The following is a 22,197-nucleotide window of genomic DNA, read 5'->3' as shown; positions in this document are numbered from 1 at the left end:
ATGTTGGCTCTGGTGGTGGCTTCGGCAGGGCTGATCTTGAGACGGTCATGCGCATGCGGGCCGAGGGGTGCATGCGGCGGTGATGTCGATGCACAAGCTGACCGCCGGGGACGGTTACCTGTACCTGGTGCGCCAAGTTGCGGCCGCCGACAGCACCGAACGGGGCCGCTCCGGCCTGGCTGACTATTACTCGGCCAAGGGTGAATCACCGGGCCGCTGGATGGGCCGCGGCCTGGCCGCGTTGTCCGACACCGGAGCCCGTGAGGTCAGCGACGAAGTGCGCCAACAGGTGTGGGCCGTCGAAGGCGGATCGGTGGTCACCGAGGAGCAAATGAAGGCCTTGTTTGGGCTGGGTTGGCACCCCAACGCCGACAAGATTTTTGCCCATCTGTCCCCGCGATTGCGCGTTCAACCCGCGACCGCGGCCGCCCAGTTGGGCCGTAAGTACCCTGTGCGGGAGGAGCCCTCGTCGGAGTTCACCCGTCGTGTCGGGAAAGCGTTCCGCGCGCACAACATCGAGGCCGGTCTGGCGGGTAACGCCACCATCGACGATGACGTGCGGGCAGGCATCCGTACCCAGGTGGCCACCGAGATGTTCGCCGAGGAATTTGGCCGCGCCCCGGTCGATGAACGGGAGCTGTCAGGGTTCGTTGCGCGGGCTACGCGGGCGCGCACTACGGCGGTGGCCGGCTATGACTTGACGTTCTCTCCGGTGAAGTCGATTTCGGCGATGTGGGCGATCGCCCCGCCGGAGATAGCAGAGCAGATCGAGGCCGCTCACGAGGCCGCGGTGGCCGACGTGTTGGAGTGGCTGCAAGACAACGCCGCCTTCACCCGTGTGGGCACAAACGGTGTCGCTCAAGTCGACACCGAAGGGCTCATTGCCGCGGTGTTCACCCATCGCGATTCTCGTGCCGGGGACCCCGATCTGCACACCCATGTCGCGATCTCCAACAAGGTGTCTTACCTCGACCACAATGGGGTGCGCCGCTGGCTCGCCCTGGATGGTGACCCGTTGCACCGGCTCATCGTGGCGGCCTCGGAGATGTACAACACCCGCATGGAAGTTCACACCATCGACCGCCTCGATGTGGACTTCGCCGAGCAGTCCCGCGGACGCGGGAAACGAGCCGTCCGCGAGATCGTCGGGATGTCAGCGAAATTGATGACGCGCTGGTCCAGTCGCGGTATCGCGATCAAGGCCCGCACCGCCGAGTTGGCCAAGCAGTTTCAGCACGATCACGGCCGCGAACCCACCACCAAAGAGTCCCTCGCGCTGGCCCAACAAGCGACTCTAGAAACGCGCGAAGCCAAGCACGAACCGCGCTCACTGGACGAGCAGCGCCACACCTGGCGCCACCAAGCCGTCGAGGTCCTGGGCCACGATGGAGTAGAGCGCATGCTGGCCGGCGTCCTGACCGCCGAGCGCGGCCACACGACGACACCGGACATCACCGACGACTGGGTGGCGTCGCAGGCTGGCGCACTGATCGCCACCGTGTCCGAATCGCGCGCGACCTGGCAGCGTCATCACGTGCGCGCCGAAGCGCTGCGGGTCGTGCGGAATGCGGGTGTCGCACACGTGTCGCAGCTTGTCGAACGGCTCACCGCCGGCGCACTGTCCGAGGCGTTTTCGGTGCCCCATGCCCGCGTCGACGACGCCGAGTTGGGCGAGCCTGTCGCGTTGCGTCGCCGCGACGGTTCCAGCGTCTACAGCCGCCACGGAACCGCGACCTATACGAGCCGGGAGGTGCTCGCTGCCGAGGCTCGAATCCGCGCCGCGGCGCGCCAACTCGACGGCCGTGTCGCGGCCACTGCGGACGTGAGGTTGGCACTCGCGGATGCCGCCGCGCGCGGCAAACCCCTCAACGAGGGCCAAGCCGCTCTGGTGGCCCAGATGTCCCTTGGCGGCCGCCGCGTCGCGCTTGCGTTGGCTCCGGCGGGGGCGGGTAAAACCACCGCCATGGCGGCCCTGGCGCACGCCTGGCGCAGCTCCGGCGGACAGGTCCTCGGACTGGCCCCCACCGCGGCCGCGGCGATCACGCTCGGCGAAGACCTGGACGCGGCCACCGACACCCTCGACAAGTACGTGCATTGCACCAATGAGAACCACGCCGCGATCTACGGCACACCGGACTGGTTCGACCAAGTAGGACCTCAGACGTTGATCGTGGTCGACGAGGCCGGGATGGCGTCGACCGCCGGTCTGGACGCGATGATCAGCCACGCCCTCAGCAGAGGCGCGAGTGTGCGACTGGTCGGTGACGACGGCCAGCTCGCCTCCATCTCGGCCGGCGGGGTGCTACGCGACATCGCTACCTCCACCGGAGCCCTCACGCTCTCAGATGTGGTGCGGTTTCACTCCCGCGCCGAAGCTGCCGCGTCGCTCGCGCTGCGTGGCGGGGACCCCGCCGGGATCGGCTTCTACATCGACTCCGGCCGCATCCACATCGGCACCGAACAGACCGCCGCCGACGCCGCCTTCACCGCCTGGCAGACCGACCAGGACGCCGGCCGCGACAGTCTGCTGCTGGCTCCCACCAACACCGCCGTCAACGAACTCAACGCCCGCGCCCGCACCACCCGGCTGGCCGCGGCGCTCGAGGGAGACCCGCACGCGACGCCGGGCCGCGAGACCGTCCTGTCCGATGGCCTGACCGCCAGCGTCGGGGATGTCATCCGCACCCGGCGCAACGCCCGCCAGTTGCCCCTGTCGGCCACCGATTACGTCCGCAACGGCTACACGTTCACCATCGTCGACATCGCCACAGATGGGGCACTGAGGGCTCGCCACCGCCGCACCGGCCGCGAGATCACCCTGCCGGCGGACTACGTCACCGACCACGTGACCCTGGGCTACGCGGCCACCATCGACGCCGCCCAAGGCTCCACCGCCGGGCACGCCTGCCACGTCGTCGGTGCCGAACATCTGACCCGCCAGCACCTGTACGTCGCGCTGACCCGCGGCCGCTCCGAAAACCACCTCTACCTGTCGACTGCCGAAACCGACCCGCACCGCATCCTGGCCCCCAAGGCCACCCACCCCGACACCGCCGTCGATGTCCTGTCCCGGATCTTGGCCCGCGACGGAGCCCAGGTCTCGGCCACCACCACCGCCCGTCAGGCCGCCGACCCCAGCCGCCGTTTGGCCGCGGCCGCGGACATGTTCACCGACGCCCTCGGCGCCGCCGCAGAACACCAGCTCGGCGCCGGGGCACGCGAGCACCTCAACGCGCGCGCTGACTCACTGCACCCCGGTCTCACGACCTGCGCCGCGTGGCCGGTGCTGCGCCGCCACCTGGCCATCCGGGCACTTTCCGGTGATGATCCCAGCGACCTGTTGGCGGCCGCGCACGCCCGCGGCGGCCTCGCTGATGCCGCCGACCCGGCCGCCGTCTTGGACTACCGCATCGACCTCACCAGCGGCGGTGGCCGCGCTTCCGGGCCGCTGCGGTGGCTACCCGCCATCCCCACCCCCCTGGCCGAAAACCCGCACTGGGGTGACTACCTGCGCCGCCGCGAACACCTCGTCACCGACCTCGCCGACCAGATCCGCGACCACGCCCGCTCTTGGACCGCGCAGGCCGCACCCGCTTGGGCGCGGCCGCTGATCACCGCCAAAGCCAACCCCACCCTGACCGCCGAGATTGCCGTGTTCCGGGCCGCCACCGCCGTCGATGACGCCGACACCCGCCTCACCGGTGCCCCGCAGTACCCGGTGGCCACCCGCGCCATGCAAGACCTGCTGCAGCGCCACGGCATCGACGCCATCGCACACCACCGGCCCGACACCACACAGTGGCACGACCTGCTCGACGCGATCGACCCCCGTATCCGCGCCGACGAATACTGGCCCACCCTGGCCGGACAACTCGCAGAAGCCGCCCACACCAACGACATTCACCAACTGCTCACGCAGGCTGCACACAACGGGCCGCTCCCCGACGAGATGCCCGCCGCTGCCCTCTGGTGGCGCATCACCGACACCCTGACCCCCACCGCCACCGTGCCTGAACCGCAGCAGTCCGTCGAGCATGCATCCGATCGCGCACTCGTCGAGGTCCTGGCCGCAGCCCACCGCAACGGCGACCCACTGCGCCTGCCGACATCCCTGCCGACACCACCGCAACCCGATCCCGTCGCCGTCGCGCTCTCAGCGCCCTACGTCATGACCACCGTGGCGGCCGAGCGCTATACCCCCGACCTCGCCGAAGCGATCCACACAGCGGCCACCGAGGCCCACCGCCACCACGTCTGCGTCACCGCGACACCACAGCCCAACCGACTGAGCCTCAACCACCTCGCCGAGCAGATCGCCATCCACCCGCCAGATCAGCGCGGACCCGTCGTGGTCGTCGAGGACGCCGCGGCCGCCAACCCTGACGCGCTCGCGGCCGTGGTCACCGCCCTGGTCCCCGCGCACGGTCGGCTCGTCCTCGTCGACACCGGAGAGCCCGGCAGCGCCCGACGACTCCTGGATGGAGTCACCCTGCCCTGGGCTGGCAACACCCACCCTGCACCAGATATCGCAGACTCCGCGCTAGCGGCCACCGCCGACCACTACCGCACCATCGCCGCGACCAGCTGGCGACGGCTCACCACCCGACCCGGCCGCGACCGAGGACGCGACCGAACCCGAGACCAGGGCTACGGCCTCGACATCGACTGACCCCGACGTCGCCATCACCGCCACCTAACCCTTTGCGGCATCGTGTCTTTCGGGTGGTCAGGAACGCCTCGGCGTCGGCTGCCACTTGTGCGGCATGGCTGAGCACTCTGCGACGGCCTCGGGAAAGGTCTCACCTATTCGGCGCAAGAGCGGCTCGCAGTTATCTTCATCAAATCCAATGCAGGTCAACATCTTTAGGCGCGAGGCGATGATGTGCGGGAGTGTTGATGCGGGTACTTTGCGGTAGACGTCGGCCACCACCGCGTCGGCGTAGGCGTCGCGCATAGCGGTGTAGGCGGTTTCGAGGAGTTCCTGGACAACCGTGGTGTACCAGCCCAGTTTGAGTTGAAGTTCCGGGGTATCGATGTCATCACGTGAGGCCAGATAGTCCTCGGCATGGGTGAGTGAGTTACGCCAGCGGTCCTGATGGGTGACGCGGTAACGACTCCGCGGCTCTAGCCCCACTAGATACTGGACCGCTTCGACCTCTGATGGGAAGTGTGCCTGCGTTGTGGGCTGTTGCATATGTTGAGGTGAGCCACTATTCGGGCTAGGAGGTGAGGCCGTCACTCCCGCTACCGCCGCGGCAAGCCCTGTATGAACAGTCTCCAACGCGGCGGCATATGACGTCAGCGGCTGCACGATGTCCAGATCGGTGAGCTGGTCATTTGAGACGGCTGTTTGATAGGCGCGGGTCCACTGAGCTGCCAGGGCGACGTAATGCGCTAAGTCGGCATGGCGCAGGCCAAGCTCTAGGCCCTGGTACTCGGCGTCCACATAGGAGTGCTCTTCGATCGTCATCGCAGGCCCAGGTCATCTTCGACGCTGACCAGAGCCCTGACGATCACGTCGCGCAGATGAGGAGCGTCGCCGGTAGCGGCCGCGGCGAAACACATATCGGGCAGCGGCAACGGCCGCCTGGACCATCCGCCGATGTGCTCGGCGGTACGCGCAACCAGCCAATACGCCCGATAGACGGCCCGCTCCTGCAGAGTGTCGCCGGGATCAGCGGTGCAACCGTTGACGAACGCCGGCCGGAAGATCGCCGTGGTCGCGTTGAAACTCTTGGCGGCGGCGTCGTAGTCCGCCCACTGCTGCACGGTTGGTTCGCGGTCACCGCCCCCGGCCATCCAGACCTCGCGAATCGAGTCGGGGATGCCGCCGTCGACCGCCTGAGCCTGGGTGGTCGCCGAGCGCATCAGCGATGCGCTCACCCCCGCGACGATGCGGTCCTGAAAAATCGGGTCGGCGTCCATGACGCGCAGCAGCCGTGGATACACGTCGGGCCACAGCACCGCCAGGCGATGCTCATGCATGCCGTCCAGGACCGGAGCGGGGACCTCGACGCCCTGTTGCCGCCACGGGTTGGTCAGACGCGTGCAGGACGGCGGATGTTCAACCCCGGCATCCCGCAACACGTTGACCACGCCTGTCGTCGCGGCCGCGACCAGACGCCATCCCATCTCAGCACGCAACTTCGCGTACTCAATGAGGACACGCGCCGGATCCCCCCACCCGAACCAAAGTTGCCGAAAATGGTCGTCCACCAACGAATCTGTGGACAGCACCCGCACAGAGCGAGGAACGAACACCCCGGCCGGGATGTAGCTGGCTCCGTCATTAGAGGTGATGACGGTTTCCGTGCCGCTCGGTGAACGGAAGACTCCTACCGCCCATTCAATCGGATACTCGACCTCATGAGCCGCGTGCTGCAGCTTCCACGCCAGCTCCTTGGCCGCCGCCGCGTCAGCGGACTCGCGGCGCTCACGTGCCGCCGCCGTCTGGCCTGCGGCGACCACACTGGCCGGGATCAGCGTCGGGCCCGCAGCAGCACCCGTGGTCGACGGTGGAGCCGCCGCGGTGGGGGCGTTCGTTGAGCCGGGAGCGGCCGCCGGGATGGTCGGCGCTAGCGGTGGAACCGCCCCCGCTGGCGGTCCCATCGAACCGGGGGGAAGCATCATCGGTGCCCCTCCCCCGGTACCCATTCCCGCCCCGGCGGGAGCTGCGGCCGGAGCGGCCGGTGAAACCATGCCTGGCTGTGCCCCGGCCGGGGCCACACCGCCGCCCGAGGTCGCCGAGACCGGGGCCGCGTGCCCGCCGCCGGCCGATAAGGCCGGCGAGGGACTCGCCGGAGCCGGTGGGGGCGCCGCCGGCATTCCGCCGCCAAGACCGGAAGTGGTCGACAGTCCTTGATTGAACGCCGACAACCGCGCTCCGCTACCCGTGCCTGATCCCGCTGCCCCGCCAGCACTCGACAAACCGCTTCCCGCACCAGGCATTTGGCCTACATCACTACCCAGAGGATCAGAGCCCGCCCCCGGCATACCGCCGCTTCCCAGGCCGCCGGGCATCTTCGGAAGTCCACCACCGGAACCCATCCCCCCGCCACCACTGCCCAATCCACCCATCGACGGTGCACCACCGCCCAATGGGGAGGCTGCTGGCCGCGGCGAGGCAGCCCCCGGCGTCGCCTGAGTGATCGGACCCGCCGCCGTGAGGCCCTCGTCGCCTGCGGCCGTCTTGATTTCACCGGGACTAGCCCAAGGCTGGGTGCTCGGTGTGCCTGAGGCCGGATCCGTTGGCGCGTCGGCTGTAGCTTCGGGCGCGTCGGCCCCGGCTTCCCGTTTCTCGGTGTAGCGGTAGGGGTTTTTGTCCTGTTCAATGCCGGGCGACGTGTGGTCGACGGGCTGGACTGGTGGAGCAGCGGGAACATCGCCCCACTTCGTTAAAAGTTCTAGCGCCCTTGTATTTTCGGTACTCTTCTTGAACGAAGTATGCGATGCCATTGCTGCTGTCACGCCCGCCGAGGTCTGATATCGGGCTATGCCGTGGTACTGGGTCACCAGTGCTTCGGCTTCGCCGGGGAGCTTCGCGCTCGCGATCTTGGCATCCGCCTCGCGGACGAGCTGCTCTTGCCCTGAGCGCGTCTCGCGCAGCACCGTGGCGATATCCGCGCACTTATCTGCCGCCTTGGCGTGCCACTCGGCAATCGTCTTGGCTTCCTCGGCTAACACCGCGTTCACCCGGTGAACCTCGTCGAAGCCTTGCGAATCGGCGGCATCACGAAATCTCGCGCTATCAGTCACGATCTGCTGGTGGATTCCATCCCACGACGTCGCACCCGCTCGATAAGTCTGCTCCTGGGCATCCCAATGCGCGGCATCCGGTGGCTCCATGTCCGGCGTAACAATCAGCCGCCCATACGATCCCGCAGACCGCCCGACAGTAGGCATCAGCGCAACCCGCACTCGGCCGTGATGACATCGATCACATCGTTACCGCGGTCTAGTTCGCGAGCGGCCTCGTCCCAGTGCCGCATGTTCAACGCGTGCAACATGTCGATGTTGGCCGCCATCCAATCGTGCAGCGGTATCGCCGTCGACGCTGGTGTGGCGTCAGTCATCTGCGTACGCAGATACGAAACCGCAGCCGCACCGGTACGTTTCTCCGTCGCCAATGCGGCGAGGCTCTCCGGGCTTGTCCAGCTCTGCTCCAACGACGCGGCGCTAGCTCTGCTCGCCAACGCCGTCGAGCGCGCCACTTGGTCCCACGCGGTGCAGGCGGCCGCCTTCGCGGCTTCGGTTTCACTGCTGCTGTAGGTGGCCGGCGGGGGTGCGACGACGTTGACGGTGTGACGAGCGGGCTCCATCGGATGGGCCAGAGCCAGGCCGCTGGTCACTGCCGCGGCCGCGGCGATCACCAACGCTGCTGACACCACGGCCAGCCCAGTGCGCGGAGACCGCCGGTACCCCATGGTCATGACGCGACGGTATCGCGAGCAAGTGACACCGGGCCACCGCCGCGGGCGCATTCGAGATAGCGACTTTCCGCAGGTCTGTTGCCTATAGATAACACCCGGCAAATCACTGCAGGTGACAGGGGTGGGTCTAAAATGACGGGTTTAGACACACTGCGGGGTAGCTCGGCCGCCGTCAAACGTTGACGACGTGAAGGGCCATGGCGGTGACGGATGTTGGAAACGGTTGTGATGTCGTGGGGTGCCGTTAGCGTGGTGGCGGTGGACGGTGTGCAGGTACAAAAGAAGCTTGAGCTCTCGGCGGACGAGGACTTCATTCTGACGGCATGGCAATACCGGATGATGCAGCGCGATATCGCGGCGTCGGCTGGAGATTACCTCGCGGCAAAGCGGGACATTCGAAATAACTTCCGCATAGCCGCAGTCCAGGGCATTGAGAGCCGATCTGAAGACGTCTGGTCGCATCCAGTTGCTGAGGTTGTCCGTCGAATTGCGGCGTCTGGTGATGGTCCAGATCTTGAGGCGCTCGAAGATGCAGGCCCGGAAATCTCAGGTGTGGTCGCGAAACGGTCGCGGGCACTGCTGGTTCTGATCGATTTGTATGGTTTCGAGCCTTGGGTGGAGGGCAAGTGGGACAGCGGCGTGCGAGCCAGAACCCTGTCTGAGGCTCATCAGGCCCTGGACCAGCTGCACCCCGAAGATCTCGCGGCTGTGGAAACCGCTTATAGGGACGCAATCAAGAAGTTGTCGTCGGTGGGTTCATGGACGAAGTACGCGCTCTTGGCCGGTGCAGGACTAGGCCTGGGGCTACTGACCGGGGGGCTCGCCGCGCCCGCAATCGCAGGAATCTACGGTTCCCTCGTCCTTGGCTATTCAGGCGCGGTCGCGACCACTGCCGGCATGGCGGCCCTTGGCGGCGGGTCGATCGCCGCGGGAGGTTTCGGTATGGCTGGCGGCGCGGCACTGATTACGGGACTCACCGGTGTCGCTGGTGCAGGTGCCGCAACGCTCAGTGGTCGCATGTCGGGTATCACTCTCGCCTGCGTCGCGGCTGATGCCGTACGTTTGCACGTCGTCACCCAGCTTGTTTTGCGTGATGTCGATGGCAACGAGGAAGCCGCAAAGGCCGTCATTGTCAGCTTCCGTGAGCGTGTCGACAATCTGGGAAAAATTGTGGTGACGCTCAGTGAGCGGATCGAACAACTTCGTCTCCAGCTCGAATCGAAACAGGCGCAGGTTGATGCAGAGCGGGAGAAGCGGCTAGAGGCCGAAGACCGCCTGGCGCGTTTCCGCGCTGTCACTGACAAGCTCATTGAGCGGGTTACCGGCCCCGAGGACGCCGATCTTCAAGTGATCCTTGCCGAGATGGAAGAACTCAAAGACGAACGGGGTGCTGCGGAAAAGCTTGCTGAGGGGGTTGCCGCTCTCGCTGATGACCTCGAGGAAGCTGCATGAGCGCCGACCGCAGTGAGAGTGGCGACCCAAAGTTGGTGGTCGACGCTGATTTCGTGGAGAACCTTGACGCCCTGGGGCGAGATCTCGACGACGTTGAGGCGCTGGCGAGGGCGGCCCTGGCCGGACAACCGCTGGATCATGAACTAGCAAAGCGTGTGTCGCAGGCGCCAACTGCCCTCAGTTACACCGCGATCACTGAGCACAACCGCGAGCGCCGCCCGGCCGAGGCATGGGGTGAGGCCGATCTAAACGACATGATTGATCCCGTCGCCGCCGAGCAACTCACAACATGGCGGTCAGCGCAGCGAATTGACTGGGAGCCCAGCGATTTCGCCGTCGTCGGTATCGCAGGGTTTCTCGGCGCCCTCGCGAACCTCTACGACCATCAGATCGATTCGGCCGTTCTGGGTGGCCTGTCTTGGCTGAAAAGGACCGACTTTCTCCGTAGATGGGAGAAAGAGGCAGCGCGCCTGCCCATCGACTACACCGGACCAAAGTTCGGGGGACCCGCCCACCGAGTGCGATCAGCCGGCCACGATATCGGCCGCTTCCTCGAAGGACTCAACCAGATCCGCTCCGGCACATTCAGGGGCACCGTGTGGGAAGACGGCGAGCGCATCGCCGCAGTCGTGACCACAACCCGTTCTGGTCTGCCGTTCGTTCAGGCAACGGAGCTCCATCTTGCAGCCGCGTTGCTACTCAAGCACTGGGCAGCAGACTTCGTCACGCCTATGAGCCTTCCCCTCCCTGGCTGGTCGCTCCTCTACGACATGCCAGACCGAGACCTACGGAAATTCGCCCACGAGGCCTATGCAGGAACAAACTCTGGTGACGGTTTGAACCTGCGCTCGGGAGTGCTTACCCCTGGTCTCGGCATGTTTGCCACCGAACTGATCATTCGCACCCACACACATTTGATGGCCTATTGCGACGGAGGCAGTCCCCGGCTTTCCACGGCGGCTGCAGCCAAGCGCACCGAGATGCTGCTTGCCTCCCATGCCGTGGCTGGTGCGGCCACGCTGTCGAAGACAGTGGCCGCGGGTATTGCTGGCGAAACAATCCTGGCAGTGAGACATCTCAACGTTCCCGTGCTGGTTCGGGTCGGGATCTTGGCGCTCAAGGTACGAGCAGATGCCGCTGACCGCGCAACCGCTGAAGCGCCGTCGTGGATGCAGATTCTTGCTGACGAGGCATCGACGTGGACTATGCCCGAAGCGATCGCTATTGCCGATCTGCTCGCAGACTCTCCAAATGACCTGAGAGATGGCGCGGGCTGAGTCGACCTATCCCCCGCCGGCCTTCACAGCATGGCTGTCTACGGGCGCGGAGAGATACCGATACGCCGTCGCTCGGCTGATTCCGAACGCTTGGGCGAGTTCGTGAATGGGTTCTCCAGTCTCGGCGAGACGACGGAGCTGTTGCTGTCGCTCATGGGTGAGTTTGGCGGGCTTGGTGGCCGGTAGGCGACGGGCTCGCCTGGATTCACGGGAAGCTGCGCGGCGCTCGCGGCCGAGTTCGAGTTCCAGTTCGGCAAGGGTGGCCATGATGGCAGCCACCGCCCGGCCGGTCGGCGTGCCGGTATCTACGCCCTCGCGTAAGGCGCGCAACAGGATTCGACGCTCACCCAACTCTGCGATGGTGCGAGTGACTTCGGCGACGGAGCGTCCGAGTCGGTCGATGGCGGTGACGACAACAGCGTCACCCTCACGGGCGTAGTGCAACAGCGCCGCCAGGCCCGGCCGTTCAGTGTTCACCGCGCCCGAGAGCTTGTCGGTGAAGATGTGATCTGATTCGACGCCCTAGGCCGCAAGTGCGGCCAGTTGCGGATCAAGGTCTTGGCCCGCGGTGCTCACACGGGCATATCCGAGAAGTGCTGCCACTCCCCTACCGTCTCATTGGACTCTGACATCAAGGATTAGAGACACGCGGTGTGAGACAGGAAATGAGACAGCGCGACCTGGGGCTATGTGGTGGCGTGTTGCGGACGCTAAAGGTGTCTCTTTTCTCTAGAGACGAGACAGCTCTTAGCTCGATTGTGTCGGTTCAGCTGCAGCGTCTGAGTCCGCCGGGCTCGCATTGCAGGGGGTAGGGCTGGACTGGCACGGGAAGTGGTGCGGTGTAAGTGAGGGTGAAGGGTTGTTCGGTGAGGCTGGGTTGGGACCCGCACGCGCCGCTCTGGGATATTGACGCGGTTCCGTGCAGGGTTTCGCCGTCGAATCGGTAGGTGGTGAGCAGTGAGGCGGTTGTGCCGTCGGGGCAGGTGAGGCCCATGTAGTTGTCGTCGATGAACTGCCACCGTCCTCCGCTCAAGCGGGCCCGCCCGCTGCGGCTGGTGGAGGTGCTGATGTTCAGGCCGCATCCAATCGGCAGGTTCAATGGCTCGCGGAGGTCGCCGACGACCGGCACGCAGCTGGGCCATATGTCCCATGTCGCCGTGTCACCGTTTGACGCGCTGTAGGTGTAGACGCCTTGTGGCACGGTGTCCGCTGATGCGGGGGGTGCTGGTGCGATTGAGAGGCCGGTGACGACCGCGCAAGAGACCGCTACCGCTGCGGATTGGCGTAGCGCACTTCGGCTAGTGCGGTGCTTTGTGGGCGCTGCTCGGCTGTGGTCGTGCGAAAGTTCGCGACGGGCGCTCAGTCGTTGGTTGACCACCATCGTGGGCTCCTGATGAGGGTGTGGGCCAGGGGCGGCCGGATCGTCAGGCGGGCATACCGGCGGTGCACGGTCAACGGGGAGTGCAACCTCGGATCGAGGCGTGCCGGTCCTCGGCCCGAAGTTGCGACGGGGCTTCGCTACCGCGTTGTGGTTACAGCCGTCGCCGCGGGCCGCCCATCTGCAGGAGGTGTTGCAGATGAGGCGTTTTCGAGGGCTTGGCGGCGATAGAGGTAGCCGATCTGCGCGGCGACCAACGGCAGCAAGACGATGGGCGCAATCAGCCAGGCCACGTTGTCGTAGATGAAGATGATGGCAATGTCCCAGAATCCCTTGCGGACGTTGGCGAATCCGTTGCGCACTTCGCCCATGTAGTAGACGACGAAGATCGTGAGCATCGCCGACATCGAGGCGAAGCTCAACCACTGCAAGCGGATACGTTGGGCGATGTCGCCGTTGCCCGCCTTCCGGATTCTCCAGCCGGCGAACAGAAGGACAAGGGACAGCCCGACGACGGTGAGTTCCATGCCGTAAAGCGCGGGGTCGCTCTTGAGGTAGCGGGTGTCCACCTGGTTGTAGAAGTAGAAGAAGTACCCCCAACGGTCATCCGCGGTGAGGTCCATCTTCCCGAAGGCGTCGAGGATGAGCCACGGTAGTTCCCAGGTGATTTCGCTGCCGAATGCGGCGATGAAGCACCAGATCATCTGGAACTCGTTGGCCTTCTCCAGCTTGGTCCGGTTCTCGCCGGGGGCATCCCCCCACCACGCCGTGGCCAACGCGACGTAGAACGGGGTGACGAAGAACATCGACCCGATGTAGGCGGCGGCCGGCGAGTTCGGCACGAAGCCGGTTCCGACACCCACCACGAAGAAGATGATGGCTACCGTCATAACCGTGGTGCATGCGAGATAGATGCGTGCGCGCCGTTGCGCCACCGGCCGAGTGAAGTCATGTTGTTCGAGCACTGAGGACTGTCCTTCCCTTAAGGCCGGGCGCGCCTCGCGCCGGGCAGATGCCGATAGTCGTGTCACAACCCGATGACCGTGGTCTCACGTTGCGCGACGACGAATGAGCGATAATCGACCATCCCCCTAAACAGAACGACGGTTCTGCAAAATCTAGCACTCACAGTCTGTCGAGGCAACGGTCAACTGTCAGCGGGGTGCCGAGCGCACAATCCCGGTTACCTCGCCGTGGGATGTTGAAACCGAGCTCGAATACAGGTATTAAGCGCATGGATCGGCCTGGACAACCGGTGGTGCTGGGCGGCGAACGTCGCCCGCATTTCGAGAAATCCTAGATGCGTTGATTAGAACGGCTATTCTCGTTTATCGAACGCCTGGTACCGTCGGCGAGTCGATGCGACCGGGCAGTATCCGCTGAAATCGCCGATGATGAGGAGGTGGCCACCAGTGGCCCCACAGATACCCCCGGGTGCGGCGATGGACCGGACTCAGGAGCTGCTGAACCCGTCGTGGTCGGCTGCGCTGGAGGTCACCGACCACGGTTATGGCGATCTGCTCGGTGACGAGGAACCGCCGACGCGGCGGTTCATTCAGCGGCTGATGCGTACGAACTTGTATTCAGGGGTCTACCAGTTGGGGCGCACGGTGATTCGGCGGTTCGTCGATTCGACCTCACCTGCGCGGGTTGACGATCGCGCACGCATCGTCTCGGCGCTGAGACTGACACCTGGCTCCACGGTGGTCGACATCGGGTGCGGCCCGGGTTTGTTCACGAGCCTGTTCGGCGCCGCGGTGGGCGAGTCGGGCTTGGCCATCGGCGTGGACGCCTCCCATCAGATGCTTCGCGTGGCCAGCACCGATCACGCCAGAGACAACGTCGCCTATCTGCGCGGGGACGCCGAGAACCTTCCGTTCACCGATCACAGCGTCGAGGCGGCGGCCTGCCTGGCGGCGCTGTATCTGTTCAACGATCCGTTCCGGGCACTCGACGAGATGGCCCGGGTTTTGCGCCCCAGGGGCCGGCTTGTCATCTTGACCAGCTTGGCGCCGGGGGGTCACCGTGACGACCTGGGCAGCAAGGCGGTGGAGGCGTTCAGCGGATGCCGGATGTTCGGCCGCGACGAGATCGTCGACCATTTGCGCAGCCGCGGTTTCCTCGACGTCGACCAGCACACCGGCGGTTTGGCGCAGACCGTCACCGCCACCAAATCCGCGGTTCAGTAGATCGTCCACGCCGGGTCAAGGGCGACGTGGGTGTGCGCTACCTGGAGGCAAACAGTTCGGTGAGGAAGCTCTGCTGATCGATCATCACCTCGTCGAAATGCGTTCCGCCGGGCCACACGTCGAAATGGTCACTGTCGTATTTACGTACCTCCGCTGCGGCTTTCGCGGCCGCCCGCGCGGACGCCTGCGGTGGTGCGCTGCGGTCACGGTCACCGATCTGCACCAGCACCGGGCACCGGATGCGCGACGCCAGATGGGTGGGGCGGTAGCGCAGCAACTCGAAACCGATGGCCGCGTCGATCTGGTTGCACCAGGACGGGCCGGCGAGCGAGACATAGCGCTCATAGGCGTCGCCCAGATTGATCGCTGCATCGTGACCAGGTGGCGCGACGATCGGGAAGGTCACCGGCTGCCCACCTTGGGCGGTCGAAATGCGGCTCTTCACCCCGGCCAGGGTGCAGCGCGCCACCGATGACACCGTGCGATGACGCAACGCGAGCACCGCTGCGGCCCACCCATCCACCAACGGGGTCAGCGCGATTACCGCGGAGATGTCGGGGCGTTGCGCGGCCACCGACAGCACGTGCCCTCCGGCTAGTGAGACGCCCCAGAGTGCGACACGGAACTCGTCGACGCCGGGGAGTTGGCGGGCCGCCGTCACCGCCGCGTGATAGTCCTCGATCTGGTCGCGCATCGACACCGACTGCCGCGGGTGCCCGCCCGATCGGCCGAACCCGCGATAGTCGAAGGCCAGCACGTCAACACCGCTGGCGCACAGCATTTCCGCGAACTGGTGGAGTCCAGTGTCGGCGGTCGCGCCCACGCCGTGGGCCATCACCAGCACCGGCCGTCCCAGGGTTTGGGCGAGCTGATCGTGGGACGCCCTCATGTGCCATCCTCGGCACGCCCCGGTGCCGGACCGGAATTCGACGTCGATCACCGTCACAGCTGGCTGGTCACGATCCGGCGCCCGCCGGCGCTTCCTGGTGCATCTTCTTGCCCCACAGTCCGGTGTAGAGCGGCATGTCCAGATAGCTGCGCAGCCCGGGCGGCGCGGCGCACAATGCCGGGATCGCGTTGACCGCGTTCATCGCCGTCCCGATGATCCCGTCGCGCATGTGCTGGGTCGGGTCGCCGTCAGCGGGGGCGCGCAGACGCATCTCCAGCTCAAGGCTGGGTTCTCCGGTGATCTCGATGCGGTGCACGCCGTTGGCCTCGGCATGCTCGGCGGCGAAGTTGGGCTCCAGATCCGGTGCAGCCCACCACGTGACGTTCATCGCCATCACCGTCTCAGCGCCGGCCTTGTACTCCCAGCGCGCCTTCTGCCCCGCGATGGTGCCCGCCTCGAACGTCATCGCCGCGCACTCCACCCGACGCGGGGTGACCGCGTAGTCGACGGTGACGACGCGGTCGGTGATCTCGAAGCCCATCGCGTCGGCGATGACGTCGAGTGCGTCGTAGAGGAACCCGTCGAACATCTCGGCGAACACCGGTCGCTCGATGGTGCCATCGGCATCGGGAATCTGACCCCAGCCCAGCATCCCGAAGAACGCCGCAGACGGGTAATGCGACAGGTCAGCGGCCTCGAACATCTCCACGAAGTCGACGTGACTGTTGATCGAGGCCATCAGCAGCGGGAAGGCGGTCACGAACCCCGGGTTGTACCCACCACCGAACAACGACGCGCCCCCCGAGCGAGCGGCCTCCTCGATGCGCCCCCTGGCCTCGGGCATCCCCAACGAACCCAGATAGTCACCGCGGAAGAAGTTCGACGTCGTGACCACGTTGATGCCGGCTTCCAGGAATCGAACAATCAGGTCCAGGTCCGGCAGAATCGGCGTGTAGCAGATGCAGTCCGGTGCCAACCCGATCAGGGCGTCCAGGTCATCAGTGGCCAACACCCCGGTGGTCTCCCCGCTGCCGCACAACACACCGGCATCCACCCCAACCTTGTCCGGGCTGACGGCATACACCCCCACCAACTCCAGGTCCGGCCGGCGCCACATCACCTGCGCCGCGACCGCCCCCACGTTGCCGGTCGTCCATTGCACCACTCGCAGCATTGCGTTCCACCCATCCCAGAAAAATCGACCCACCCGAGCTTACGCAGAATTAGAATTCTGCATAGTAATACGTCGCAACACCCGGAAACTGGCGGTTACCATCCGCCGCAGCCACCGATAACAGGCTTGTGTACACGGATCTTGCCTCGACACACACGACTGTTGCCCTGAGCAGACGAAAGAGCGCACGGCAGCCGATGGCATGATCGGCTACTGTCGTGATCGATGGATTCTGCTGAAGATATGGAGTGTTCTGCACATGGGAGCAGCGAAATCAGGCGGGGTTCCGAGCATGCGCGATGCCCGACGCCAGATGTACCGCCAGCAGATCCTGATCGCCGCCGAATACGAATTCGCCCGCACGGGGTTCACCGAGTCCAAGGTCACCGCGATCGCCTCGGCCGCCGGCGTCTCGCTGGCTACGGTCTACAAGAACTTCGAGGGCAAAGACGAAATCTGGGACGTCCTGCACGCACAGCGGATGAACGAACTCGTCGACTCAGTCCGGGTGGTCGCCACGACCGTCACCTCGCCCCTGGAACGACTCACCCTGGGGGCACGTGCCCAGGTGGAGTTCTTCGCCGCCCACCCGAACTACCTGGCCCTGCACGTCAAAGAAGGTTTGAGTTGGGCCACCGCCATGGGCGGCGGAGACGCCGGCCGCGGCGGTCAACGCTCGACCTGGCGGGCCGGCCTCGAGATGCTGACCCACGGCGTGCAAGCCGCCATCGACGCCGGAGAACTGCCGCCACGCAAACCCACGATCGTCGCCGCACTGATGATCTCGGCACTGCAGGTCTGGCTGACCGACTGGTTCGTCAACGACCGAGACCGCCCCGCTACCGACGTGGCCGACGACTTCCTCGACTACCTCAACGCTGCACTACTTCACCCCGCAAAGAATTTCGTCGAGCGCACCTAACGACGCAGCCCCCAAGACGAAAACCCGCAAGCCGTGCGTTGCGCACCTCCACCGACAGGGACACCATGACCGACACCGCCCGCACTTCCAAGAGCATCACCCTGCCACCCACCGACACCAACGGCGCCGACTTCCCGTCCTACCAACCCGCCACCGCCAGTGCGGACTTCGCCAGCTTCATCGACGCCGCCCGCCGATTCCAGGACCTCGCCAGCTCCAGCGCCCCCGACGACGACACCTGGCGCGCAGCAACCGAACACCTCGACGCCGCCAACGCACTACTGCAACCTCACCAAGCCGCCGAAGGACACCCACCCGCAGGGCGAGCGCTCGAATTACCCGGCATGGGCAACCCCCTCCTACCGGCATGGAGCATCACCTCCGCCAGCCCCGAAGGCGTCACCCTGCACGGGCAATTCAGCAGGTTCTACCTCGGCGCGAACAACATCGTGTTCGGCGGGGCACTACCCCTGCTCTTCGACTGGACCTTCGCCATCGCCAACGCCGCCGCCGGCCGGCCGCTGAGCCGCACCGGCTACCTCCACCTCGACTACCGGAAACCCGTGCCCATCACCACCGATCTCACCGCGACCGGCCAGACAACCCACATCGACGGACGCAAAACCACCCTCCACGCCACCCTGACCGACCTCACCGGTTCCGTGCTTGCCGAAGCCGAAACCCTGACGATCGGCATACACGCCCACAACCGCTAGGAAGTCACACACGGCAACCGAACACTCGGCTGGTCTTCACAATTGGTTCGGTGTCTCGATTCTTTAGGAACGAGACAGTGGAGCGACAACCTAGGATTGTCTCCAGCCCTGGGGGACTCTCCGTGGAACGATCTCACGATGTTTTTCACACCGGGCTGGGCAGCCATACTGACAGTCGCCGGCACGCTCGGCGGCGTGGCCATTACTCAGGCAGCCAACTCCGCCGTCAGCTGGCAAACCACGCGCAGGCAATGAAATGACGCAATGATCGCCGCCGTCAGCGACGTGATTGCCGCCAGTCACGGCTGGGTGTACGCGGTGAGCGCGCAAGAACAAGACCTGTTACATGCGGTAGCGACCCGCGTCGCTAGTGAACAATTGCAGAGGCAGCTGGAATCTTTGCGCGCATCCGTCTATGCGGCCCAGCTTGAATACGGAAGAGCGATCGCGCGAGTCCGCCTTACGAGCCCAAAGCGGGTCGCGAGCGCAGCGGAGGACCTAACCGCCGCCTCCAGGATTTCGAAGCGACATGCCGGGCGAAGGTAGGTGCAGCACTGGACGGGCAGGGGGTGGCGGACTCGACGAAGCCCATCGACGTAAATCCTCACTTAAACAAGTTGGTCAAAGAGGCCAGGAAGGCAGCTGGGCACGGCCCGGCAGCTTGATGTCGGCAAAGCCCCCTCCTGACATCGGGATCAGTCGCGCCAGAAAGCTGCGCAGCAGAGTAGCCCGCACCGAACTAGCGTTCGCAGCATGAGAAATCAGATCAGCACCCAGTGGGTGCTCATCGAAGCAATTCGGGCTAATGACATTCTTTTCGATCAGGACTCCGAGTCCAGCTGGCGAGTCCAAAGCTGCCAACCACATCCGGTACAGCACTGGCGGCGTCTGGTGTCGGGTGAGCCTGGTTCGGGTCGATGCCTCGATGCCGAAATCGGTACATGGGTCCGTCGTGTGATCCGGTAGGCCGCCCGCGACTGGCCGCCGGTCCGCCACGTGTCGGCTTATGCGGGCTCCCCGATGAGGGGCCTGGGCGTGTTTTGGCATGAAAAAGCCTCGCGCGTCGAGATCGAGACTCGACGACTGCGAGGCGAAAGCCAGCGTGGTGTGCGCGTGGAGCCGCTGACGGGGCCGTCCGGCGCGCAGGCGGTTACGGCGGCATCGGCAGGTTTCTCCCGGCGTAGAGGGCGCTCATTTGAGGAGGGCTACCGGAGCCACTCGCGGAGCGCGGCCGCGGCGGCGGCGACGATCCCGGCGAACCCGCCGAGGATGGCCACGATGCGTTCTGACGGCTCATCGCGCCGGCAGAACACCGCTTGGTAGACCATCACCAGCACAGGCAGAATCCAGACCAGATTCCACGCGCCTGAGACGACCATATTGACCTCCTTGTGAGGTGTGCCAACAGAAAGTGCCCGGCCGGGGGCCGGGCACCAAAAAAGCCGGGAAGACCCGGCTTCGACGCGCAAACTAGCGCGCCCTCTCATGGGTTAAACCATGAAAAGATCAGTCCAGCAGTATATTTAGCGGCTGGATAACTTCCGGTACTGACTGTGTGCGCAGTTGCTTGATGAACCCGCAGCAGGGCGCGGGAGAGCAGGTTTCGCGGTAGCGACCGGATGTGGGCACAGTCGTGCTTACGCATCTGTGCGGCCAAGCGTGCCCGTATCGGGCTACGCGGGATGAAGAAGTCTGGGGAACGTGCTGGCGCTAAATGGATTTTGGGCGCACTAACGGCACTCCATTCACCGTACCCGCAGGTAGATGGGCCCGATTGGAGGCCAGCAGCCTGGGCGTGTCGCACTACTGCGTGAGCGAGCCGCTTCTGGCGCGCTGGATGTCCCGACTTCCCCGCGTCGTTTCGGTCAACTGCCCGACCTTGCGGTCCGAGATGACTTCGACAACCCACTCTCCGAGACGGAGTTGGACATGTGGGAGGGCCGCGCCGAGGAGGCCTGAGCGGGCCCGCGAGGTCGCGCCCGCATTTAGATCAGGCCGGGGGTCGCCGTCTTCGTCGAGCGCGATGTGCCGATCGCCGCGCTGAAGCGCGTCGAGCGCAAGGTCAATCGAGCGCGGACCATCACCCAGTGTTTGCAGGGCAAGGCGTGGCGGATGTCATTCAGCAGGGGTGGCTACAGGGTCGAACGCCTCGCCCGCGTTGAATTCGTCTTCGAGGCGGTCGCACAGGTCAGCGATCGCCTTTCGAATGAACCGCTGCTGGTGACCTATCCCGGTGTAGGGCCGCGTCCACGCAATAGTGTTGACCATTCGATCTTTCAATTCGATAGGCAACGACAGCAAGATGTCGGCGGACTCACCGCTAGGGCTGATCTGAGGCATCTACAAATCTTGCCTGCCCTTTACTCAGGCTCGCGCGCTGTTGCCAAATTCATCGACGCTCCCGTCAGGAACCACGCGGCTTATCCTTCAACTATGGCGGAAGACAACAGCGGCGTCGAAAGTCGGTCCACTCCGCCGCGCCAGTTCAGTCAGCGGATCGACATAGTTGTCCCGGCTGACTTCGATGAACCCTTGCCTCTCGAAGAGATCGAAGCTTGGGAAGCGCCTCGCGGGAAACCCCAGACCCAAGTGGCTAACGAAAGTCTTGGCGACGGCTAGCCGCTGACACCACGCAAAGCCTCCGTCACATACGGAGTCGAGGGCCCACGCCGCAGCCAGCATCTGGCGTAAGCGCAACACTCTGAACGATCACCTGTAAAAATCGTCGCAGAATTGAAGACGAGTGAAGACAGACGACGAATATGAGCCGAATGTGGCTCAGGTGTTGGACTGAGGCTCAAGCGTCGACATACGTTACGCCCCATGCAAGGTCACCTGCGAGAGACGCGGCTCGATCGTCGGAAACAGTCGATTCGATCAACGCCTCGTGCTCGTCGCAGCCCTGCCGTACAAGCCACTTTTGCGCGCGCCTCAGCTCCGACCCCTAACGGCCTATGAGCTGGAAAGCCCTTGACTGGGCAACTGATAGTGACATCGGCACACCGACGATGAAGCTCATCCTTATCCTCCTTGCCAACAAAGCCGACGAGCGATTCTCCTGCTTCCCCTCAGTCAAGACGCTCGCGGCGGAATCGGGAGCTGGAAGGAGCACTGTCCTCAACGCGCTCAATATGCTCGAGAAGGCAGGGCTCATCACGCGAGTCGCCCAGTATCACGAGTCCGGGGCGCAGCGTCCCAGCCGATATTTCCTGAATCATCCGCAGGCGCCACACGTGTTGGCCGGTCAAGATCCTGATCACCCGGGTCCAGATCCCGGACGGGGGCCGTCTCGGCGCAAGACCGGGGGGGTCCACCATTCGGACCCCCCGAGGGTCCAGCAACAGGACGCCTTTAATCCCCCAATAGAACCCCCATCCGAACCGACAAAACTGTTGCGACACCTGCCGAATCCGTGGCGGCTCAGTCATCAAGATGTAGTGCGACTTTCACCTGCAGTCGAGCGTGCCCTGGCATCGGGATGGACAATGCCGAGTCTGCAGGCTCATTTATCGCAGAACCCAGGCGGTGTCCGGAATGCCGCCGCGGTTCTGACCCGCCGACTTGCCGAACTCCCCCACCCACCCACGGCGTCGAATCGGAGTCGCGCGCCGTGGTGCGGGGAATGTGGAGACGATCGTTCACGAACCATCAGCATCACACTCCCTGACGGCACGGACGCAGTGCAATTCTGTCCTCGCTGCAGTCCCCAATCGCAGTCTCAGTCGACCAAGCCGCATATCTCAAGATTTCAAACAACTGAGGAGTAATACA

Annotated in this window: 17 protein-coding genes and 1 pseudogene; 9 read left to right on the top strand and 9 right to left on the bottom strand. The window is 65.0% G+C overall.

The features are described 5' to 3' along the window. Positions 1-82 precede the first annotated feature (82 nt). Positions 83-4,669 (top strand): MobF family relaxase, encoded by a 4,587-nt coding sequence (gene mobF, locus P9A17_RS17315; RefSeq protein WP_347403845.1) that lies wholly within the window; start codon positions 83-85, stop codon positions 4,667-4,669. Between the two features lie 57 nt (positions 4,670-4,726). Here the strand turns inward: mobF and P9A17_RS17310 are convergent, their stop codons facing one another. The 3 genes from P9A17_RS17310 to P9A17_RS17300 are packed head-to-tail and all read right to left on the bottom strand — an operon-like array spanning position 4,727 to position 8,429. Beyond that, positions 4,727-5,470, bottom strand: a complete 744-nt coding sequence (locus tag P9A17_RS17310) for a hypothetical protein (RefSeq protein WP_278039933.1) — start codon at positions 5,468-5,470, stop codon at positions 4,727-4,729. Then, positions 5,467-7,902 (bottom strand): hypothetical protein, encoded by a 2,436-nt coding sequence (locus P9A17_RS17305; protein WP_278039932.1) that lies wholly within the window; start codon positions 7,900-7,902, stop codon positions 5,467-5,469. The genes P9A17_RS17310 and P9A17_RS17305 overlap by 4 nt, the downstream gene beginning before the upstream one ends. Next, the gene (locus P9A17_RS17300) at positions 7,902-8,429 is read right to left on the bottom strand and encodes a hypothetical protein (RefSeq protein WP_278039931.1); all 528 of its coding nucleotides are present in this window, start codon (positions 8,427-8,429) and stop codon (positions 7,902-7,904) included. Before P9A17_RS17300 ends, P9A17_RS17305 begins: the two co-directional genes overlap by 1 nt. Before the next feature lie 210 nt (positions 8,430-8,639). Here P9A17_RS17300 and P9A17_RS17295 point away from each other — a divergent pair, with 210 nt between their 5' ends. Next, on the top strand, positions 8,640-9,881 hold the full coding sequence (locus P9A17_RS17295) for a hypothetical protein (protein WP_278039930.1): 1,242 nt from the start codon (positions 8,640-8,642) through the stop codon (positions 9,879-9,881). Next, positions 9,878-11,158 (top strand): hypothetical protein, encoded by a 1,281-nt coding sequence (locus P9A17_RS17290; RefSeq protein ID WP_278039929.1) that lies wholly within the window; start codon positions 9,878-9,880, stop codon positions 11,156-11,158. Before P9A17_RS17295 ends, P9A17_RS17290 begins: the two co-directional genes overlap by 4 nt. 6 nt (positions 11,159-11,164) lie before the next feature. Here the strand turns inward: P9A17_RS17290 and P9A17_RS17285 are convergent. The 3 genes and pseudogenes from P9A17_RS17285 to P9A17_RS17275 form a co-directional block, all read right to left on the bottom strand. Next, positions 11,165-11,761 (bottom strand): annotated as a pseudogene (locus P9A17_RS17285) (recombinase family protein). Positions 11,762-11,924: 163 nt separating this feature from the next. Next, entirely contained in the window at positions 11,925-12,287 is a 363-nt protein-coding gene (locus P9A17_RS17280; protein ID WP_278039928.1) for a hypothetical protein, read from the bottom strand. A gap of 389 nt (positions 12,288-12,676) precedes the next feature. Further along, the gene (locus P9A17_RS17275; RefSeq protein ID WP_278039927.1) at positions 12,677-13,426 is read right to left on the bottom strand and encodes an Emopamil-binding protein; all 750 of its coding nucleotides are present in this window, start codon (positions 13,424-13,426) and stop codon (positions 12,677-12,679) included. Between the two features lie 522 nt (positions 13,427-13,948). Here P9A17_RS17275 and P9A17_RS17270 point away from each other — a divergent pair. After that, positions 13,949-14,725: a methyltransferase domain-containing protein gene (locus P9A17_RS17270; RefSeq protein WP_278039926.1), complete on the top strand. Its 777-nt coding sequence runs from the start codon at positions 13,949-13,951 to the stop codon at positions 14,723-14,725. 37 nt (positions 14,726-14,762) lie between these two features. Here P9A17_RS17270 and P9A17_RS17265 read toward each other — a convergent pair whose 3' ends face one another. After that, positions 14,763-15,614, bottom strand: coding sequence for an alpha/beta fold hydrolase (locus tag P9A17_RS17265; protein ID WP_278039925.1), 852 nt, complete (start codon positions 15,612-15,614; stop codon positions 14,763-14,765). A gap of 67 nt (positions 15,615-15,681) precedes the next feature. Continuing rightward, complete coding sequence (locus P9A17_RS17260) at positions 15,682-16,788, bottom strand: hypothetical protein (protein WP_278039924.1); 1,107 nt, start codon at positions 16,786-16,788, stop codon at positions 15,682-15,684. A gap of 292 nt (positions 16,789-17,080) precedes the next feature. Here P9A17_RS17260 and P9A17_RS17255 point away from each other — a divergent pair, with 292 nt between their 5' ends. Further along, complete coding sequence (locus P9A17_RS17255) at positions 17,081-17,710, top strand: TetR/AcrR family transcriptional regulator (RefSeq protein ID WP_278039923.1); 630 nt, start codon at positions 17,081-17,083, stop codon at positions 17,708-17,710. 65 nt (positions 17,711-17,775) lie between these two features. Then, complete coding sequence (locus tag P9A17_RS17250) at positions 17,776-18,426, top strand: PaaI family thioesterase (protein ID WP_278039922.1); 651 nt, start codon at positions 17,776-17,778, stop codon at positions 18,424-18,426. 1,205 nt (positions 18,427-19,631) lie between these two features. Here P9A17_RS17250 and P9A17_RS17245 read toward each other — a convergent pair. Further along, the gene (locus P9A17_RS17245) at positions 19,632-19,805 is read right to left on the bottom strand and encodes a hypothetical protein (RefSeq protein WP_278039921.1); all 174 of its coding nucleotides are present in this window, start codon (positions 19,803-19,805) and stop codon (positions 19,632-19,634) included. A gap of 385 nt (positions 19,806-20,190) precedes the next feature. Here P9A17_RS17245 and P9A17_RS17240 point away from each other — a divergent pair, with 385 nt between their 5' ends. The 3 genes from P9A17_RS17240 to P9A17_RS17230 all read left to right on the top strand — a co-directional run bounded on the left by P9A17_RS17240 (position 20,191) and on the right by P9A17_RS17230 (position 22,193). Next, the gene (locus P9A17_RS17240; protein ID WP_278039920.1) at positions 20,191-20,385 is read left to right on the top strand and encodes a hypothetical protein; all 195 of its coding nucleotides are present in this window, start codon (positions 20,191-20,193) and stop codon (positions 20,383-20,385) included. A gap of 66 nt (positions 20,386-20,451) precedes the next feature. Beyond that, entirely contained in the window at positions 20,452-21,045 is a 594-nt protein-coding gene (locus P9A17_RS17235; protein WP_278039919.1) for a hypothetical protein, read from the top strand. 335 nt (positions 21,046-21,380) lie between these two features. Continuing rightward, a complete protein-coding gene (locus tag P9A17_RS17230; protein ID WP_347403844.1) occupies positions 21,381-22,193 on the top strand; it encodes a helix-turn-helix domain-containing protein in 813 nt (270 codons plus the stop codon). Positions 22,194-22,197: the final 4 nt, after the last annotated feature.

Source organism: Mycobacterium sp. 236(2023) (assembly GCF_029623955.1).
In the GTDB taxonomy this organism is placed as follows: domain Bacteria; phylum Actinomycetota; class Actinomycetes; order Mycobacteriales; family Mycobacteriaceae; genus Mycobacterium.
This window is presented reverse-complemented; position numbering and strand designations above follow the sequence as displayed.